This is a genomic window from Enterobacter cloacae complex sp. FDA-CDC-AR_0164 (assembly GCF_003071645.1).
GTDB classification, from domain to species: Bacteria; Pseudomonadota; Gammaproteobacteria; order Enterobacterales; family Enterobacteriaceae; genus Enterobacter; species Enterobacter ludwigii.
Genome location: NZ_CP028950.1, coordinates 558,800 through 577,399, shown reverse-complemented (window position 1 = coordinate 577,399; position 18,600 = coordinate 558,800). Strand labels below are relative to the sequence as shown.

16 protein-coding genes are annotated in these 18,600 nt (G+C 53.0%); all 16 read left to right on the top strand.

Features of this window, described 5'->3' with window-relative positions; translation table 11 throughout:
• The first annotated feature begins 119 nt into the window (after window positions 1–119).
• The 16 genes from rpsB (at window position 120) to dnaE (ending at window position 18,596) form a co-directional block, all read left to right on the top strand.
• Window positions 120–845 (top strand): 30S ribosomal protein S2, encoded by a 726-nt coding sequence (gene rpsB, locus AM410_RS02870; protein ID WP_003856207.1) that lies wholly within the window; start codon window positions 120–122, stop codon window positions 843–845.
• Window positions 846–962: 117 nt separating this feature from the next.
• Window positions 963–1,814 carry a translation elongation factor Ts gene (gene tsf / locus AM410_RS02865; protein ID WP_008501911.1) on the top strand — a complete coding sequence of 284 codons (852 nt, stop codon included), beginning with the start codon at window positions 963–965 and terminating at the stop codon, window positions 1,812–1,814.
• A gap of 150 nt (window positions 1,815–1,964) precedes the next feature.
• Window positions 1,965–2,690, top strand: a complete 726-nt coding sequence (gene pyrH, locus AM410_RS02860; RefSeq protein ID WP_003856194.1) for a UMP kinase — start codon at window positions 1,965–1,967, stop codon at window positions 2,688–2,690.
• A 166-nt stretch (window positions 2,691–2,856) separates the two neighbouring features.
• Entirely contained in the window at window positions 2,857–3,414 is a 558-nt protein-coding gene (frr, locus tag AM410_RS02855; RefSeq protein ID WP_014168702.1) for a ribosome recycling factor, read from the top strand.
• A gap of 95 nt (window positions 3,415–3,509) precedes the next feature.
• Window positions 3,510–4,709 carry a 1-deoxy-D-xylulose-5-phosphate reductoisomerase gene (gene ispC / locus AM410_RS02850; protein WP_020882617.1) on the top strand — a complete coding sequence of 400 codons (1,200 nt, stop codon included), beginning with the start codon at window positions 3,510–3,512 and terminating at the stop codon, window positions 4,707–4,709.
• A 186-nt stretch (window positions 4,710–4,895) separates the two neighbouring features.
• Window positions 4,896–5,654 carry a (2E,6E)-farnesyl-diphosphate-specific ditrans,polycis-undecaprenyl-diphosphate synthase gene (gene ispU / locus AM410_RS02845; RefSeq protein ID WP_014168704.1) on the top strand — a complete coding sequence of 253 codons (759 nt, stop codon included), beginning with the start codon at window positions 4,896–4,898 and terminating at the stop codon, window positions 5,652–5,654.
• 12 nt (window positions 5,655–5,666) lie between these two features.
• A complete protein-coding gene (gene cdsA / locus AM410_RS02840) occupies window positions 5,667–6,524 on the top strand; it encodes a phosphatidate cytidylyltransferase (protein WP_014168705.1) in 858 nt (285 codons plus the stop codon).
• A gap of 11 nt (window positions 6,525–6,535) precedes the next feature.
• Window positions 6,536–7,888, top strand: coding sequence for a sigma E protease regulator RseP (gene rseP / locus AM410_RS02835; RefSeq protein ID WP_073397203.1), 1,353 nt, complete (start codon window positions 6,536–6,538; stop codon window positions 7,886–7,888).
• 31 nt (window positions 7,889–7,919) lie between these two features.
• Window positions 7,920–10,337: an outer membrane protein assembly factor BamA gene (gene bamA, locus AM410_RS02830; RefSeq protein WP_014168707.1), complete on the top strand. Its 2,418-nt coding sequence runs from the start codon at window positions 7,920–7,922 to the stop codon at window positions 10,335–10,337.
• A 122-nt stretch (window positions 10,338–10,459) separates the two neighbouring features.
• Window positions 10,460–10,954 carry a molecular chaperone Skp gene (gene skp, locus AM410_RS02825; RefSeq protein ID WP_020882619.1) on the top strand — a complete coding sequence of 165 codons (495 nt, stop codon included), beginning with the start codon at window positions 10,460–10,462 and terminating at the stop codon, window positions 10,952–10,954.
• 3 nt (window positions 10,955–10,957) lie between these two features.
• Complete coding sequence (gene lpxD, locus AM410_RS02820) at window positions 10,958–11,983, top strand: UDP-3-O-(3-hydroxymyristoyl)glucosamine N-acyltransferase (RefSeq protein WP_108647486.1); 1,026 nt, start codon at window positions 10,958–10,960, stop codon at window positions 11,981–11,983.
• 103 nt (window positions 11,984–12,086) lie between these two features.
• Window positions 12,087–12,542: a 3-hydroxyacyl-ACP dehydratase FabZ gene (gene fabZ / locus AM410_RS02815; RefSeq protein ID WP_010426706.1), complete on the top strand. Its 456-nt coding sequence runs from the start codon at window positions 12,087–12,089 to the stop codon at window positions 12,540–12,542.
• Window positions 12,543–12,545: 3 nt separating this feature from the next.
• Entirely contained in the window at window positions 12,546–13,334 is a 789-nt protein-coding gene (lpxA, locus tag AM410_RS02810; protein ID WP_020882620.1) for an acyl-ACP--UDP-N-acetylglucosamine O-acyltransferase, read from the top strand.
• The gene (lpxB, locus tag AM410_RS02805) at window positions 13,334–14,482 is read left to right on the top strand and encodes a lipid-A-disaccharide synthase (protein ID WP_020882621.1); all 1,149 of its coding nucleotides are present in this window, start codon (window positions 13,334–13,336) and stop codon (window positions 14,480–14,482) included. The genes lpxA and lpxB overlap by 1 nt, the downstream gene beginning before the upstream one ends.
• Window positions 14,479–15,075 (top strand): ribonuclease HII, encoded by a 597-nt coding sequence (gene rnhB / locus AM410_RS02800; protein WP_014168714.1) that lies wholly within the window; start codon window positions 14,479–14,481, stop codon window positions 15,073–15,075. Before lpxB ends, rnhB begins: the two co-directional genes overlap by 4 nt.
• A 38-nt stretch (window positions 15,076–15,113) precedes the next feature.
• A complete protein-coding gene (gene dnaE / locus AM410_RS02795) occupies window positions 15,114–18,596 on the top strand; it encodes a DNA polymerase III subunit alpha (protein WP_014168715.1) in 3,483 nt (1,160 codons plus the stop codon).
• The last annotated feature ends 4 nt before the right edge of the window (window positions 18,597–18,600 follow it).

Here is an 18,600-nt window from a genome sequence, read left to right as displayed (position 1 = left end):
AAATCTCACTTTGTGTAACAACACACACGTATCGGCACATATTCCGGGGTGCCCTTCGGGGTCGGTAATATGGGATACGTGGAGGCATAACCCCAACTTTTAATATAGAGGTTTTAAACATGGCAACTGTTTCCATGCGCGACATGCTCAAGGCTGGTGTTCACTTCGGTCACCAGACCCGTTACTGGAACCCGAAAATGAAGCCTTTCATCTTCGGCGCACGTAACAAAGTTCACATCATCAACCTTGAGAAAACTGTACCAATGTTCAACGAAGCCCTGGCTGAGCTGAACAAGATCTCTTCCCGTAAAGGTAAGATTCTGTTCGTTGGTACTAAGCGCGCTGCAAGCGAAGCTGTGAAAGATGCTGCTAACAGCTGCGATCAGTTCTTCGTGAACCATCGCTGGTTGGGCGGCATGCTGACTAACTGGAAAACCGTTCGTCAGTCCATCAAGCGCCTGAAAGATCTGGAAACCCAGTCTCAGGACGGTACTTTCGACAAGCTGACTAAGAAAGAAGCGCTGATGCGCACTCGTGAACTGGACAAGCTGGAAAACAGCCTGGGCGGTATCAAAGATATGGGCGGCCTGCCAGACGCGCTGTTCGTAATCGATGCAGACCACGAGCACATCGCAATCAAAGAAGCTAACAACCTGGGTATCCCGGTATTCGCTATCGTTGATACCAACTCCGATCCGGACGGTGTTGACTTCGTTATCCCGGGTAACGACGACGCAATCCGTGCTGTTAGCCTGTACCTGAGCGCTGTAGCTGCTACCGTTCGTGAAGGCCGTTCCCAGGATCTGGCTTCTCAGGCGGAAGAAAGCTTCGTAGAAGCTGAATAATAAGGTTTCACCCCTTATTAGTACCGTGTATGAATAGGGGCCAATTATCGGCCCCTTTTTTCAATTTACACTGTTTGGCCTCAGGCCGGGCAGTTCACATCTCCCGAGGATTTAAGAATGGCTGAAATTACCGCATCCCTGGTAAAAGAGCTGCGCGAGCGTACTGGCGCAGGCATGATGGATTGCAAAAAAGCGCTGACTGAAGCGAACGGCGACATCGAGCTGGCAATCGAAAACATGCGTAAATCCGGTGCGATCAAAGCAGCTAAAAAAGCAGGCAACGTTGCTGCTGACGGCGTGATCATCACTAAGATCGACGGCAACTACGGCATCATCCTGGAAGTTAACTGCCAGACTGACTTCGTTGCTAAAGATGGTGGTTTCCAGGCATTTGCTAACAAAGTTCTGGACGCAGCTGTTGCGGGCAAAATCACTGACGTTGAAGTTCTGAAAGCACAGTTCGAAGAAGAACGTGTTGCTCTGGTTGCTAAAATCGGTGAGAACATCAACATCCGTCGTGTTGCTTCTCTGGAAGGCGACGTTCTGGGTTCATACCAGCACGGTGCACGTATCGGTGTTCTGGTTGCGGCTAAAGGGGCTGATGAAGAGCTGGTTAAACAGCTGGCTATGCACATCGCTGCAAGCAAACCAGAATTCGTTAAGCCAGAAGACGTGTCTGCTGAAGTGGTAGAGAAAGAGTACCAGGTTCAGCTGGACATCGCGATGCAGTCTGGTAAGCCAAAAGAAATCGCAGAGAAAATGGTTGAAGGCCGCATGAAGAAATTCACCGGCGAAGTTTCTCTGACTGGCCAGCCATTCGTTATGGATCCAAGCAAGTCTGTTGCTCAGCTGCTGAAAGAGCACAACGCTGACGTGACTGGCTTCATCCGCTTCGAAGTGGGCGAAGGCATCGAGAAAGTTGAGACTGACTTCGCAGCAGAAGTTGCTGCAATGTCCAAGCAGTCTTAATGATTGAAAAGGAGCCGCCTGAGGGCGGCTTCTTTTTGTCACCCGTCACACGAAATCAGACAGGCTCCAGTATCCCTGTGCTGATATGCGACATATCATGTCGCCAGAATTAACCCCCATCTTAATCGTTGACAGTCTCAGGAAAGAAACATGGCTACCAATGCAAAACCCGTGTACAAACGCATTCTGCTTAAGCTGAGTGGCGAAGCGCTGCAGGGATCGGAAGGCTTCGGTATTGACGCAAGCATCCTTGACCGCATGGCACAGGAAATCAAAGAACTGGTCGAACTGGGTATTCAGGTTGGCGTGGTCATTGGCGGTGGCAACCTTTTCCGTGGTGCTGGTCTGGCGAAAGCGGGGATGAACCGCGTTGTGGGCGACCACATGGGTATGCTGGCAACCGTGATGAATGGCCTGGCAATGCGTGATGCGCTTCATCGCGCCTATGTGAACGCCCGCCTGATGTCCGCAATCCCATTGAATGGCGTCTGCGATAACTACAGCTGGGCAGAGGCGATTAGCCTGCTGCGCAACAACCGCGTGGTGATCCTCTCCGCCGGTACGGGTAACCCGTTCTTTACTACCGATTCCGCTGCCTGCCTGCGCGGTATCGAGATCGAAGCCGATGTGGTTCTGAAAGCGACCAAAGTGGATGGCGTGTTTACTGCCGACCCGGCAAAAGATCCGTCTGCCACCATGTACGATCAGCTGAGCTACAGCGAAGTGCTGGAAAAAGAGCTGAAAGTGATGGATCTTGCCGCCTTTACGCTGGCTCGTGACCACAAACTGCCGATCCGTGTCTTCAACATGAACAAACCTGGCGCACTGCGTCGCGTGGTCATGGGTGAAAAAGAAGGCACTTTGATCACGGAATAATTTCCGTCGGCGATAAATACAGGTAAGATTCCGCTTTATTTTGTAGTGGTATCTTACCTGGGCGCGCCTTTGGCGTTGTCAGAATTAAACGCGACTATACTTAGCACACCTGTAGCGCTGTGCTGGCGGATAGTCTGCCTGAGACAAGTTTTCAAGGATTCGTAACGTGATTAACGAAATCAGAAAAGATGCTGAAGTACGCATGGAAAAATGCGTAGAAGCGTTCAAAACCCAAATCAGCAAAATCCGTACTGGCCGTGCTTCCCCAAGCCTGCTGGATGGCATCATCGTAGAATACTACGGCACGCCAACGCCACTGCGTCAGCTTGCGAGTGTTACCGTTGAAGATACCCGTACGCTGAAAATCAACGTCTTCGATCGTTCTATGAGCCCAGCGGTTGAGAAAGCGATCATGGCGTCTGACCTGGGTCTGAACCCAAGCTCTGCGGGCGCTGACATTCGCGTTCCACTGCCTCCACTGACGGAAGAACGTCGTAAAGACCTGATCAAAGTCGTTCGTGGTGAAGCTGAGCAGGGTCGCGTATCCGTGCGTAACGTACGTCGTGATGCGAACGATAAACTCAAAGCGCTGCTGAAAGAAAAAGAGATCAGTGAAGATGACGATCGTCGTTCTCAGGACGACATTCAGAAGATGACGGATGCTGCGATCAAGAAAATTGATGCGGCGCTGGCAGATAAAGAAGCGGAACTGATGCAGTTCTGATTTCTGTCGTACACTGATAAACGCCGTTCAGAAGGACTTCGGGTCTTGCTGGCGGCGTTTTGCTTTTATCTGGTCTAACTTTTTTCGGGCATCTCATGAAGCATTTAACACTCCTTGGCTCAACCGGCTCTATCGGTTGCAGCACTCTCGACGTTGTTCGCCATAATCCTGAACATTACACCGTGACCGCGCTGGTGGCCGGTAAGAATGTGCAGCGTATGATCGAACAGTGCCTGGAGTTTACGCCTCGCTATGCGGTTATGGATGACGAAGAGAGCGCCCGCCTGCTCACCGCGCAGTTGCGTGAGAAAGGCTGTCGTACCGAGGTCCTGAGTGGCCAGCAGGCGGCCTGCGACATGGCTGCGCTGGATGAGGTTGATCAGGTCATGGCGGCAATCGTCGGGGCTGCAGGGCTGCTACCGACGCTTGCCGCTATTGATGCCGGTAAAGAGGTCCTGCTGGCTAACAAAGAGTCGCTAGTGACCTGCGGACGTCTCTTTATGGAGGCGGTGAAGCAGCGCGGGGCGCGTCTTTTACCGGTCGACAGCGAGCACAACGCGATTTTTCAGAGTTTACCGCAACCTTTTCAACAGAACCTGGGGTACGCTGACCTGGAGCAGAATGGCGTAGTATCGATTTTGCTTACCGGGTCAGGTGGCCCGTTCCGTGAAACGCCACTGTCTGAACTGAGCGCAATGACGCCTGAGCAGGCGTGCCGTCATCCGAACTGGTCAATGGGGCGTAAAATCTCCGTTGACTCCGCCACCATGATGAACAAAGGTCTGGAATACATTGAAGCGCGCTGGCTGTTCAATGCGTCGGCGAAACAGATGGAAGTGCTGATCCACCCGCAATCGGTGATTCACTCGATGGTGCGCTATCAGGATGGCAGCGTCCTTGCGCAATTGGGCGAACCGGACATGCGCACGCCTATCGCGCATGCCATGGCGTGGCCGAATCGGGTGAAGTCCGGGGCGAAGCCGCTCGATTTTTGCAAGCTGAGTTCACTGACCTTTAGCGAACCGGACTACGATCGTTATCCGTGTCTGAAGCTTGCGATGAAAGCCTTTGACCAGGGGCAGGCGGCGACGACGGCACTTAATGCAGCTAATGAAATTACCGTTGAGGCATTTCTGAATCAGCAGATCCGATTTACCGATATTGCGACGTTGAATTTATCGGTACTGGAAATGATGGATTTGCGCGAACCACAAAGCGTGGAAGAGGTGCTGGCGGTGGATGCACAGGCTCGCGTTATTGCACGTAAGCAGGTGACACGCCTCGCAAGCTGGTGATAAAGCAAGCACTAGTGGTTGTGCTATTTGTTAGCGTTGGGCTTCAGTGATATAGTCTGCGCCACCTGATCGCAGGTATTTGACTTTACGTGGTCAGGTAAGCCGTGGTTTGACACGGCTTTTTTACGTATAGGCTTCAGTATTCCTGAGTACCGTTAAATCCTTTTCAGGGACCAAAAACGCGTTATGTTGTCTGCGAATCAACCAATAAGCGAAAACTTGCCAGCTCATGGCTGCCGTCATGTAGCAATCATTATGGATGGCAACGGCCGCTGGGCGAAAAGACAAGGGAAGATACGAGCCTTTGGGCATAAAGCTGGGGCGAAATCTGTTCGCCGCGCCGTTTCTTTTGCCGCCAATAACGGCATTGATGCGTTAACGCTCTATGCTTTTAGCAGTGAAAACTGGAATCGACCGCCGCAGGAAGTGACCGCGTTGATGGAATTGTTTGTGTGGGCGCTCGATAGCGAAGTAAAAAGCCTGCACCGCCACAACGTCCGTCTGCGTATTATCGGCGAAACCAGTCGTTTTAACTCACGTTTGCAGGAACGGATTCGTAAAGCAGAAGCGCTGACTGAAAATAATACCGGTCTGACGCTCAATATCGCGGCGAATTACGGTGGACGCTGGGATATTATCCAGGGCGTTCGGCATCTGGCCGAACAGGTTCAGGAAGGGCTGTTGAGACCCGACCAAATTGATGAAGAGGCGCTGAGTAAGCAAATCTGCATGAATGAACTGGCACCTGTGGATTTGGTAATTAGGACAGGGGGAGAACATCGCATCAGTAACTTTTTGCTGTGGCAAATTGCCTACGCCGAACTTTACTTTACTGATGTTCTTTGGCCCGATTTTGATGAACAAGACTTTGAAGGTGCGCTGCATGCCTTTGCCAATCGAGAGCGTCGTTTCGGCGGCACCGAGCCAGGTGGCGACAAAGCCTGATGGGGGTAGCTTTTGCTGAAGTATCGCCTGATTTCCGCTTTTGTATTAATACCCATTGTCATTGCGGCGCTGTTTTTACTGCCCCCGGTGGGATTCGCTATTTTGACGCTGGTGGTCTGCATGCTCGCCGCGTGGGAATGGGGTCAGTTTAGCGGCTTTACCTCACGCACTCAGCGGGTATGGCTGGCGGTACTCTGTGGCTTTATCCTGGCCCTGATGCTGTTTACCTTGCCTGAATATCACCATGATATTCATCAACCGCTGGTTGCCGGTTCCCTTTGGATATCGCTGGGCTGGTGGGTTGCCGCGCTGCTGTTGGTGCTTTTTTACCCAGGTTCCGCGGCATTCTGGCGTAATTCAAAAGTGTTGCGTCTTATTTTTGGCCTGCTCACAATTGTTCCTTTTTTCTGGGGTATGGTCGCACTGCGCGCCTGGCACTATGACGAAAACCACTACAGCGGCGCGATCTGGCTGCTTTATGTGATGATTCTCGTCTGGGGGGCTGACTCTGGGGCCTATATGTTTGGTAAACTGTTTGGCAAACATAAACTGGCGCCAAAAGTGTCTCCGGGCAAAACCTGGCAAGGATTCATCGGCGGCCTGTTTACGGCAGCAATCATTTCCTGGGGCTATGGCGTCTGGGCGAATCTGGAAGTGGCACCGTCAATACTGCTGGTGTGCTCTATTTTTGCTGCGCTGGCCTCGGTACTCGGTGATTTAACCGAAAGTATGTTTAAGCGTGAAGCAGGGATTAAGGACAGCGGACACCTGATTCCAGGACATGGCGGTATACTGGATCGCATTGATAGCCTGACAGCGGCTGTTCCAGTGTTTGCGTGCTTGCTTTTACTGGTATTCGGGACGATTTAACGGAAGGTTTTATGCTGAGCATTCTCTGGAATCTGGCGGCGTTCATTGTTGCACTGGGTGTACTGATTACCGTGCATGAATTTGGCCATTTCTGGGTTGCTCGCCGTTGCGGTGTGCGGGTAGAGCGGTTTTCCATCGGTTTTGGTAAATCACTCTGGACGCGCACTGACCGCCACGGCACAGAATTTGTCATCGCTCTTATCCCGCTTGGCGGCTACGTTAAGATGCTCGACGAACGCGTTGAGCCTGTCGCCCCTGAGCTACGACACAGCGCATTCAACAACAAAACCGTTGGACAACGCGCCGCCATCATCGCTGCCGGGCCGGTAGCCAACTTCATCTTTGCTGTTTTCGCCTACTGGCTGGTGTTTATCATCGGCGTGCCTGGCGTGCGTCCGGTTGTGGGTGAAATTGCGCCTGATTCCATCGCGGCGAGTGCGCAAATTACGCCGGGGATGGAACTTAAAGCGATTGATGGCATCGAAACCCCTGATTGGGATGCCGTGCGTCTGCAGCTGGTAGCCAAAATTGGCGATCGGCAGACAACATTCAGCGTGTCGCCGTTTGGTTCTGACCAGCGGCAGGACAAAGTGCTCGATTTACGTCACTGGCGTTTCGAGCCAGACAAAGAAGATCCCGTCTCTGCGCTGGGCATTCGTCCACGCGGTGCGCAGATTGAGCCGGTATTAGCCGAAGTACAGGCAAACTCGGCTGCCAGCAAAGCAGGTTTGCAAGCGGGCGACAGGATCGTTAAAGTCGATGGTCAACCATTAACAGAGTGGATGACCTTTGTTACTCTGGTGCGCGATAATCCGGGCACGTCGCTCGCGCTGGAAGTTGAAAGGCAGGGCAGCCCGCTTTCGCTGACGCTGACTCCGGATACGAAGTCGGTCGGCAAAAAGGCAGAAGGGTTTGCAGGCGTTGTGCCGAAAGTCATCCCGCTGCCAGATGAGTACAAGACAATACGCCAGTATGGGCCGTTCAGCGCCATCCTTGAAGCCATGGATAAAACATGGCAACTGATGAAGCTGACGGTAAACATGTTGGGGAAATTGATAACCGGTGATGTGAAACTGAACAACCTCAGTGGGCCAATTTCAATAGCTCAGGGGGCTGGGATGTCAGCGGAATTCGGGGTGATTTACTATCTCATGTTTCTTGCGCTCATTAGCGTGAACCTTGGGATAATCAACCTGTTCCCGCTTCCCGTTTTAGACGGGGGTCATCTGCTGTTTTTGGCGATTGAAAAGCTAAAAGGCGGGCCGGTATCCGAGCGAGTTCAAGACTTTAGTTATCGCATTGGCTCGATTTTGCTGGTGCTGTTAATGGGGCTTGCACTTTTCAATGATTTCTCTCGGTTGTAAGAGAGTTAGTTAGGAAGAACGCATAATAACGATGGCGATGAAAAAGTTGCTCATAGCGTCGCTGCTGTTTAGCAGCGCCACCGTATACGGTGCTGACGGGTTCGTAGTGAAAGACATTCATTTCGAAGGCCTTCAGCGTGTCGCCGTTGGTGCGGCCCTCCTCAGTATGCCTGTGCGCCCCGGCGATACGGTTAATGATGATGACATCAGTAACACCATCCGTGCTCTGTTTGCCACTGGCAACTTCGAGGATGTCCGCGTCCTGCGCGATGGTGATACGCTTCTGGTTCAGGTAAAAGAACGTCCGACGATCGCCAGTATCACCTTCTCCGGTAATAAGTCGGTGAAAGATGACATGCTCAAGCAGAACCTTGAAGCATCTGGCGTACGTGTGGGGGAATCCCTGGACCGCACAACCCTTTCAGACATAGAAAAAGGTCTGGAAGACTTCTATTACAGCGTGGGTAAATACAGTGCCAGCGTGAAAGCGGTTGTGACGCCGTTGCCACGTAACCGTGTTGACCTGAAACTGGTCTTCCAGGAAGGCGTTTCTGCGAAGATCCAACAGATCAACATCGTGGGTAACCACGCGTTCAGCACCGATGAACTGATCTCTACGTTCCAGCTGCGCGACGAAGTGCCATGGTGGAACGTGGTGGGCGATCGTAAATACCAGAAGCAGAAACTGGCGGGCGACCTTGAAACCCTGCGCAGCTACTATCTGGATCGCGGTTATGCCCGTTTCAACATCGACTCGACTCAGGTCAGTCTGACGCCAGACAAGAAAGGCATCTACATTACGATTAACATCACAGAAGGCGATCAGTACAAGCTTTCTGGTGTTGACGTGAGTGGTAACCTGGCAGGCCATTCTGCTGAGATCGAATCGCTGACTAAAATTCAGCCGGGCGAGCTGTATAGCGGGTCTAAAGTGACCAAAATGGAAGACAGTATTAAGAAGCTGCTCGGCCGCTATGGTTATGCTTATCCGCGTGTACAAACTCAGCCTGAAATCAACGACGCGGATAAAACTGTGAAGCTTCACGTTAACGTTGATGCGGGTAACCGTTTCTACGTGCGTAAGATCCGCTTCGAAGGTAACGACACCTCCAAAGATTCCGTCCTGCGTCGCGAAATGCGTCAGATGGAAGGCGCATGGTTAGGTAGCGACCTTGTTGATCAGGGTAAAGAGCGTCTGAACCGTCTGGGCTATTTCGAAACGGTTGATACCGATACCCAGCGTGTTCCGGGCAGCCCGGATCAGGTTGATGTCGTGTATAAAGTCAAAGAGCGTAACACCGGTAGCTTTAACTTCGGTGTGGGCTACGGTACTGAAAGTGGCGTCAGCTTCCAGGTCGGCGTACAGCAGGATAACTGGCTGGGTACGGGTTACTCCGTAGGTATCAACGGTACCAAAAACGACTACCAGACCTACTCTGAGTTCTCTGTTACCAACCCATACTTCACCGTAGATGGTGTGAGCCTGGGCGGTCGTATCTTCTATAACGACTTTAAAGCAGATGACGCGGATCTGTCTTCTTACACCAACAAGAGCTACGGTGTAGATGGCACGCTCGGCTTCCCGGTTAACGAATACAACTCGCTGCGCGCTGGTTTAGGTTATGTGCATAACGACCTGTCCAACATGCAACCGCAGGTGGCGATGTGGCGTTATCTGGACTCTATTGGCCAGTCAACCAGTAAAAATGGGGACAACAACGGCTTTGCTGCTGATGACTTCACCTTCAACTATGGCTGGACCTATAACCGTCTCGACCGTGGTTACTTCCCGACGGAAGGTTCTCGTGTCAACCTGAACGGTAAAGTGACCGTTCCGGGGTCTGATAACGAGTTCTACAAGGTAACGCTGGACACTGCGTCCTACTTCCCAATTGATGACGACCACAAGTGGGTAGTCCTGGGTCGTACCCGTTGGGGCTATGGCGATGGTTTAGGTGGCAAAGAACTGCCATTCTATGAGAACTTCTACGCCGGTGGTTCCAGCACCGTCCGTGGCTTCCAGTCCAACAACATTGGTCCGAAAGCGGTCTATTACGGCGGTAACGACACCGATAACTGTAATAAATCGTCGTCTTCTGAAGTCTGTAGCTCTGATGATGCGGTGGGCGGTAACGCCATGGCCGTTGCCAGCCTGGAGTTCATCACGCCTACGCCGTTCATCAGTGATAAATACGCAAACTCAGTCCGTACATCCATCTTCTGGGATGCCGGTACTGTATGGGATACCAACTGGGAGAATACTGCCCAGATGCGTGCGGCAGGCGTACCAGACTACAGCGATCCGAGCAATATTCGCATGTCTGCAGGTATCGCATTACAATGGATGTCACCGCTGGGGCCGTTGGTCTTCTCTTACGCCCAGCCGTTTAAGAAATACGATGGAGACAAAGCGGAGCAATTCCAGTTTAACATTGGTAAAACCTGGTAATAATCCGCTGCAATGGAATGCGTTGGCAGTGTAGCGCTGACAACTGGCGATCGGTAACACGATCGCCTTGCCACGCAAAGAACGGTACCTTCTGGTGCCAATGGGATGGTAAGGAGTTAATTGTGAAAAAGTGGTTATTAGCTGCAGGTCTCGGTTTAGCGATGGCAACCTCTGCTCAGGCAGCAGACAAAATTGCAATCGTCAACATGGGTAATTTGTTCCAGCAGGTTGCACAGAAAACAGGTGTTTCTGCGACGCTGGAAAACGAATTCAAAGGCCGTGCAAGCGAACTGCAGGGTATGGAAAACGATCTTCAGTCCAAAATGCAGCGTCTGCAGCGTGATGGTTCTACCATGAAAGCGAGCGACCGTAGCAAGCTGGAAAAAGACGTAATGGCTCAGCGTCAGACGTTCTCCCAGAAAGCGCAGGCTTTCGAGCAGGATCGTCAGCGTCGTTCTAACGAAGAGCGTGGCAAGCTGGTGACTCGCATTCAGACTGCTGTTAAAGCAGTAGCTGCCGATCAGAGCATCGATCTGGTTGTTGATGCGAATGCCGTTGCTTTCAACAGCAGCGATGTTAAAGACATCACCGCTGATGTTCTGAAACAGGTTAAATAAGTAATGCCTTCAATTCGACTGGCTGATTTAGCTCAGCAGTTGGATGCAGAATTACACGGTGATGGCGATCTCGTCATCACCGCTGTTGCGTCCATGCAATCTGCTAAAGCCGGCACTATTACCTTCATGGTAAGCCCTAAGTACCGTGAGCAACTGGCTCAATGCCAGGCGTCAGCTGTTGTTCTGACGCAGGACGATCTTCCGTTTGCCACTGGAAGCGCGTTGGTAGTGAAAAATCCCTACCTGACGTATGCACGCATGGCACAAATTCTTGATTCCACGCCGCAGCCGGCGCAGGACATTGCTGCCACTGCAGCGATTGATCCGACGGCTCAGCTTGGTCACAACGTGGCAGTTGGCGCAAATGCCGTTATCGAATCTGGCGTGGTGCTGGGCGATAACGTTGTCATTGGCCCAGGTTGCTTCGTTGGGAAAAATACGAAAATCGGCGCCGGGACCCGTTTATGGGCCAACGTGTCTGTTTACCATGAAGTAGAAATTGGCGAAAATTGCCTCATTCAGTCCAGCACAGTGATTGGTTCTGATGGCTTTGGCTACGCTAACGATCGCGGTAATTGGGTTAAGATCCCACAGCTTGGTCGCGTGATTATCGGCGATCGTGTTGAGATCGGTGCTTGTACCACCATTGACCGTGGTGCACTTGACGATACGATTATTGGCAATGGTGTTATCATCGATAATCAGTGCCAGATTGCGCATAACGTTGTGATTGGCGACAATACCGCGGTTGCGGGTGGCGTTATCATGGCGGGCAGCCTGAAAATTGGCCGTTACTGCATGATCGGCGGTGCGAGCGTGATTAATGGCCATATGGAAATATGCGACAAGGTGACCGTGACAGGAATGGGCATGGTAATGCGTCCTATCACCGAACCTGGCGTCTATTCCTCTGGCATCCCGCTGCAACCCAACAAGGTATGGCGTAAAACAGCTGCTCTGGTGATGAATATTGATGATATGAGCAAGCGACTCAAGTCTCTTGAGCGCAAAATCGATCAACAAGACTAAGCGTTCGTCCGTTTAATGCTATATTCCCCGGCCTGTCGGCTTTCTTATAAACCGGCAGGCCGTGTTATTATTTTTATCAGTACATTTTGACAGGAAGAGTATTTTGACTACTGACACTCATACTCTGCATATTGAAGAGATTTTAGAACTTCTGCCGCATCGCTACCCGTTTTTGCTGGTAGACCGTGTGCTGGATTTTGAAGAAGGTCGTTTTCTGCGCGCAGTGAAAAATGTTTCCGTGAACGAGCCGTTCTTCCAGGGACACTTCCCGGGTAAACCTATCTTCCCGGGTGTGTTGATTCTGGAAGCGATGGCACAGGCTACCGGTATTCTTGCGTTTAAAAGCGTGGGCAAACTGGAGCCGGGTGAGCTGTACTACTTCGCGGGTATCGATGAAGCGCGCTTCAAGCGTCCTGTCGTGCCTGGTGATCAGATGATCATGGAAGTCACTTTTGAAAAAACGCGTCGCGGCCTGACTCGCTTCAAAGGCGTAGCTCTGGTTGACGGCAAAGTTGTTTGCGAAGCGACTATGATGTGTGCTCGTAGCCGGGAGTCTTGATACGTGATTGATAAATCCGCCTTTATTCATCCTACCGCCATTGTGGAAGTCGGTGCCATCATTGGTGCTAACGTCCATATTGGCCCATTTTGTATTGTTGGACCCCATGTCGAAATTGGTGAGGGTACAGTACTGAAATCTCACGTTGTCGTGAATGGTCATACGACTATTGGCTGCAATAACGAGATCTATCAGTTCGCTTCCATCGGCGAAGTAAACCAGGATCTTAAATATGCTGGTGAGTCGACCCGTCTGGAAATCGGCGATCGTAACCGCATTCGCGAAAGCGTCACCATTCATCGTGGAACAGTACAGGGTGGTGGATTGACGAAGGTGGGCAGCGACAACCTGTTTATGGTTAATGCGCATATCGCGCACGACTGTACGGTAGGTAACCGCTGTATTCTTGCCAACAACGCAACGCTGGCAGGACACGTATCGGTAGATGATTTCGCAATTATTGGCGGCATGACCGCAGTCCATCAGTTCTGCATCATTGGTGCACACGTGATGGTCGGCGGATGCTCCGGTGTGGCGCAGGATGTCCCACCGTTCGTCATTGCGCAGGGTAACCATGCCACGCCGTTTGGCGTGAACATCGAAGGCCTCAAGCGTCGTGGCTTTAGCCGCGAAGCGATTACTGCAATCCGCAACGCGTACAAGCTGTTGTACCGTAGCGGTAAAACGCTGGAAGAGGCGAAGCCGGAAATTGCCGAGCTGGCGGAAAAGCACCCTGAAGTGAACGAGTTCATGACGTTCTTTGACCGTTCCACAAGGGGTCTGATTCGTTAATGGTCGACAGTCGTCCGCTTACGATAGCCCTGGTCGCCGGAGAAACCTCCGGCGATATTCTTGGTGCAGGTCTTATCCGCGCGCTCAAGGCCCGGGTACCCAATGCACGCTTTGTAGGCGTTGCTGGCCCGCTGATGCAGGCCGAAGGCTGTGAAGCCTGGTATGAAATGGAAGAGCTGGCTGTGATGGGCATCGTTGAGGTGCTGGGTCGCCTGCGTCGTCTGCTGCACATTCGTGCCGATCTCACCCGTCGCTTTACCGAACTCAAACCCGATGTGTTTGTCGGTATCGATGCACCGGATTTCAACATTACCCTCGAAGGGAATCTGAAACAGAAGGGCATCAAAACCATTCATTATGTCAGTCCGTCCGTCTGGGCGTGGCGACAGAAACGCGTTTTCAAAATCGGACGGTCAACCAACCTGGTGCTGGCTTTTCTGCCTTTCGAAAAAGCGTTTTACGACAAATTTAATGTTCCGTGCCGTTTTATCGGTCATACCATGGCGGATGCAATGCCGCTGGATCCGGATAAAAACGCGGCGCGCGATGTGCTGGGTATTCCCCATGATGCGCACTGTCTGGCACTGCTGCCCGGCAGCCGTGGTGCAGAAGTCGAGATGCTCAGCGCGGACTTCCTGAAAACGGCGCAAATCCTTCGCAAGACCTATCCTGACCTCGAAGTGGTTGTGCCGCTGGTGAATGCAAAACGTCGCGAGCAGTTTGAGCGCATCAAGGCGGAGGTTGCTCCGGATCTCCATGTTCATCTGCTGGACGGGAAGGGCCGTGAGGCGATGGTCGCAAGCGACGCCGCACTGCTGGCCTCGGGCACCGCTGCGCTGGAGTGTATGCTGGCGAAGTGCCCGATGGTGGTTGGCTATCGCATGAAGCCGTTCACCTTCTGGCTGGCGAAACGTCTGGTGAAAACGGACTATGTCTCTCTGCCAAACCTGCTTGCCGGGCGCGAGCTGGTGAAAGAACTTCTGCAGGATGAGTGCGAGCCGCAGGCGTTGGCCGATGCGTTGTTACCGCTACTGGCCGATGGCAAAACCAGCCACCAGATGCATGATACGTTCCGCGAACTGCATCAGCAGATCCGCTGTAATGCCGATGAACAAGCGGCTGAAGCGGTGCTGGAGTTAGCAAAATGATGGAATTTATTTATCCTCACACCCACCTCGTGGCGGGTGTGGACGAAGTCGGTCGTGGCCCGTTAGTGGGTGCAGTGGTGACCGCTGCGGTGATCCTCGATCCTGCTCGCCCGATTATCGGGTTAAACGACTCTAAAAAATTGTCTGAAAAGCGCCGTCTGGCGCTGTTTAGTGAGATTCAGGAAAAGGCGCTGGCCTGGAGCCTGGGGCGTGCAGAGCCGCATGAGATCGACGAACTCAATATTTTGCATGCCACTATGCTGGCGATGCAGCGTGCGGTGGCGGGTCTGAAAATTACTCCGGAGTATGTCCTGATTGACGGAAACCGCTGCCCTGCATTGCCGATGCCGTCAATGGCGGTGGTGAAAGGCGATAGCCGGGTCGCAGAAATCAGTGCGGCTTCTATCATTGCCAAAGTGACGCGTGATGCCGAAATGGCCGCGCTGGACCTCACTTACCCTCAGTATGGCTTCGCCCAGCATAAGGGTTATCCAACGGCCTTTCATCTGGAAAGGCTGGCTGAACATGGCGCAACTGAACATCACCGACGCAGCTTTGGCCCGGTGAAACGCGCGCTGGGACTGGTGTCCTGAATCAATACGCAAGCAATTAAGTAACGCGGAATCTGAAGATGGCTGAACCACGTTTCGTACACCTGCGGGTGCATAGCGACTACTCCATGATCGATGGGCTGGCGAAGACCGGGCCGCTGGTAAAAAAGGCTGCCTCGCTTGGCATGCCTGCGCTGGCGATCACCGATTTTACCAACCTGTGTGGCCTGGTGAAGTTCTACGGAGCGGCACATGGCGCGGGGATGAAACCCATCGTTGGCGCGGATTTTCACGTCCAAAGCGATCTTATCGGCGATGAATTGACGCAAATCTCCGTGTTAGCGATGAATAACGTAGGGTATCAAAACCTTACTCTGCTTATCTCCAAAGCCTATCAGCGCGGCTATGGCGCACTGGGGCCGTGGATTGACCGGGACTGGCTGGCTGAGCTGAACGACGGGCTGCTGCTGATCTCCGGCGGCCGTATGGGTGATGTCGGCAAATGTCTGCTGCGTGGCAACAGTGCGCTGGTGGATCAGTGCGTGTCGTTCTATGAAGAACATTTCCCGGATCGTTACTACCTTGAGCTGATCCGCACCGGTCGGCAGGACGAAGAGAGTTACCTGCACGCCGCGGTTGCGCTGGCTGAAGAACGCGGCCTGCCCGTGGTGGCAACCAATGACGTGCGTTTCCTTGAGCCTGGCGATTTTGACGCGCATGAGATTCGCGTCGCGATCCATGATGGCTTCACGCTTGACGATCCGAAGCGTCCACGTAACTACTCGACGCAGCAGTACATGCGCAATGAAGAGGAGATGTGCGAACTCTTCTCCGATATCCCGGAAGCGCTGGAGAACAGCGTAGAGATAGCCAAACGCTGTAACGTCACCGTGCGCCTTGGCGAATACTTCCTGCCGCAGTTCCCGACCGGGGACATGACCACGGAAGATTTCCTGGTCATGAAGTCAAAAGAAGGCCTCGAAGAGCGTCTGGAATTCCTCTTCCCGGATGAAGAAGAGCGTAAAAAGCGTCGTCCAGAATATGACGAGCGCCTGGATATTGAACTCCAGGTGATCAACCAGATGGGTTTCCCGGGCTACTTCTTGATCGTTATGGAGTTTATCCAGTGGTCGAAGGATAACGGCGTACCGGTTGGACCGGGGCGTGGCTCCGGTGCGGGCTCGCTGGTAGCCTATGCACTCAAAATTACCGACCTCGACCCGCTGGAATTTGACCTGCTGTTCGAACGTTTCCTTAACCCGGAACGTGTCTCGATGCCCGACTTCGACGTCGACTTCTGCATGGAGAAACGCGACCAGGTTATTGAACACGTGGCGGACATGTACGGCCGCGACGCGGTATCGCAGATTATTACCTTCGGTACGATGGCAGCGAAAGCGGTTATTCGCGACGTTGGCCGTGTACTGGGGCATCCGTATGGTTTTGTCGATCGTATCTCTAAACTGGTGCCACCTGACCCAGGTATGACGCTGGCAAAAGCGTTTGAAGCTGAACCACAGCTGCCAGAAATCTACGAAGCCGATGAAGAAGTTAAAGCGCTGATCGACATGGCCCGCAAGCTGGAAGGCGTCACGCGTAACGCCGGTAAGCATGCGGGTGGGGTGGTTATCGCGCCGACCAAAATCACCGATTTTGCGCCGCTATACTGCGATGAAGCGGGCCAGCATCCGGTCACCCAGTTTGACAAGAACGACGTCGAATACGCCGGGCTGGTGAAGTTTGACTTCCTCGGTCTGCGTACGCTCACCATCATCAACTGGGCGCTGGAGATGATCAACGCCCGTCGCGAGAAGAACGGCGAGCCGCCGCTGGATATCGCGGCCATCCCGCTTGATGATAAGAAAAGTTTCGACATGCTGCAGCGCTCGGAGACCACCGCCGTCTTCCAGCTTGAATCCCGCGGCATGAAAGATTTGATTAAGCGCCTGCAGCCTGACTGCTTCGAAGATATGATCGCACTGGTGGCCCTGTTCCGTCCGGGCCCGCTACAGTCAGGGATGGTAGATAACTTTATCGACCGTAAGCACGGGCGTGAAGAGATTTCCTATCCGGATGTGCAGTGGCAGCACGAGTGCCTGAAGCCCGTTCTGGAGCCAACCTACGGCATTATCCTGTACCAGGAACAGGTTATGCAGATTGCCCAGGTGCTCTCTGGCTACACCCTTGGCGGCGCGGACATGCTGCGTCGTGCGATGGGTAAGAAAAAGCCGGAAGAGATGGCCAAGCAGCGCGGCACCTTCGAAGAAGGCGCAAGAAAAAACGGTATTGATGGCGAGCTGGCGATCAAAATCTTTGACCTGGTAGAGAAATTCGCCGGGTACGGATTTAACAAATCCCACTCTGCTGCCTATGCTTTGGTCTCTTACCAGACGCTGTGGCTGAAAGCGCACTATCCTGCTGAATTTATGGCGGCGGTTATGACTGCCGATATGGACAACACCGAGAAGGTGGTTGGCCTGGTCGATGAGTGCTGGCGCATGGGGCTTAAGATCCTGCCGCCGGATATCAACTCCGGTCTCTATCATTTCCACGTCAACGAGCACGGGGAAATTGTTTACGGGATTGGCGCGATCAAAGGCGTGGGTGAAGGCCCGATTGAGGCGATCCTCGAAGCGCGTAACAACGGCGGTTATTTCCGCGAGTTGTTCGATCTTTGCGCCCGTACGGACACCAAAAAACTGAACCGCCGCGTGCTCGAAAAACTGATCATGTCCGGCGCGTTCGACAGGCTGGGGCCGCATCGCGCCGCGCTGATGAACTCTCTCGGCGATGCGCTGAAAGCGGCTGATCAGCACGCCAAAGCGGAAGCGATCGGTCAGGCGGATATGTTTGGCGTACTGGCGGAAGAGCCAGAGCAGATAGAGCAGTCTTATGCCAGCTGCCAGCCGTGGCCAGAACAGGTGGTGCTGGATGGAGAGCGTGAAACGTTAGGCTTATACCTGACGGGGCACCCCATCACCCAGTACATCAAAGAAATTGAGCGCTATGTCGGAGGCTACAGGCTGAAAGACATGCATCCGACAGAACGTGGTAAAATCACCACGGCTGCGGGGCTCGTGATTGCTGCAAGGGTTATGGTCACCAAGCGCGGCAATCGTATCGGCATCTGTACGTTGGATGACCGTTCCGGGCGTCTGGAGGTGATGTTGTTCACCGACGCGCTGGATAAATACCAGCATTTGCTGGAAAAAGACCGCATACTTATCGTCAGCGGACAGGTCAGCTTTGATGACTTCAGTGGGGGGCTTAAAATGACCGCCCGCGAAGTGATGGACATTGACGAAGCCCGGGAAAAATATGCTCGCGGGCTTGCTATCTCGCTGACGGACAGGCAAATTGATGACCAGCTTTTAAACCGACTCCGTCAGTCTCTGGAACCCCACCGCTCGGGGACAATTCCAGTACATCTCTACTATCAGAGGGCGGATGCACGTGCGCGGTTGCGCTTTGGTGCAACGTGGCGTGTCTCTCCGAGCGATCGTTTACTTAACGATCTCCGTGGCCTCATTGGTTCGGAGCAGGTGGAACTGGAGTTTGACTAATACA

Bases quoted from the DNA above. Each gene is read 5' to 3' on its own strand.
- rpsB (WP_003856207.1), top strand. From the start codon at position 120: ATGGCAACTGTTTCCATGCGCGACATGCTCAAGGCTGGTGTTCACTTC.
- tsf (WP_008501911.1), top strand. From the start codon at position 963: ATGGCTGAAATTACCGCATCCCTGGTAAAAGAGCTGCGCGAGCGTACT.
- pyrH (WP_003856194.1), top strand. From the start codon at position 1,965: ATGGCTACCAATGCAAAACCCGTGTACAAACGCATTCTGCTTAAGCTG.
- ispC (WP_020882617.1), top strand. From the start codon at position 3,510: ATGAAGCATTTAACACTCCTTGGCTCAACCGGCTCTATCGGTTGCAGC.
- ispU (WP_014168704.1), top strand. From the start codon at position 4,896: ATGTTGTCTGCGAATCAACCAATAAGCGAAAACTTGCCAGCTCATGGC.
- rseP (WP_073397203.1), top strand. From the start codon at position 6,536: ATGCTGAGCATTCTCTGGAATCTGGCGGCGTTCATTGTTGCACTGGGT.
- bamA (WP_014168707.1), top strand. From the start codon at position 7,920: ATGGCGATGAAAAAGTTGCTCATAGCGTCGCTGCTGTTTAGCAGCGCC.
- lpxD (WP_108647486.1), top strand. From the start codon at position 10,958: ATGCCTTCAATTCGACTGGCTGATTTAGCTCAGCAGTTGGATGCAGAA.
- lpxB (WP_020882621.1), top strand. From the start codon at position 13,334: ATGGTCGACAGTCGTCCGCTTACGATAGCCCTGGTCGCCGGAGAAACC.
- rnhB (WP_014168714.1), top strand. From the start codon at position 14,479: ATGATGGAATTTATTTATCCTCACACCCACCTCGTGGCGGGTGTGGAC.
- dnaE (WP_014168715.1), top strand. From the start codon at position 15,114: ATGGCTGAACCACGTTTCGTACACCTGCGGGTGCATAGCGACTACTCC.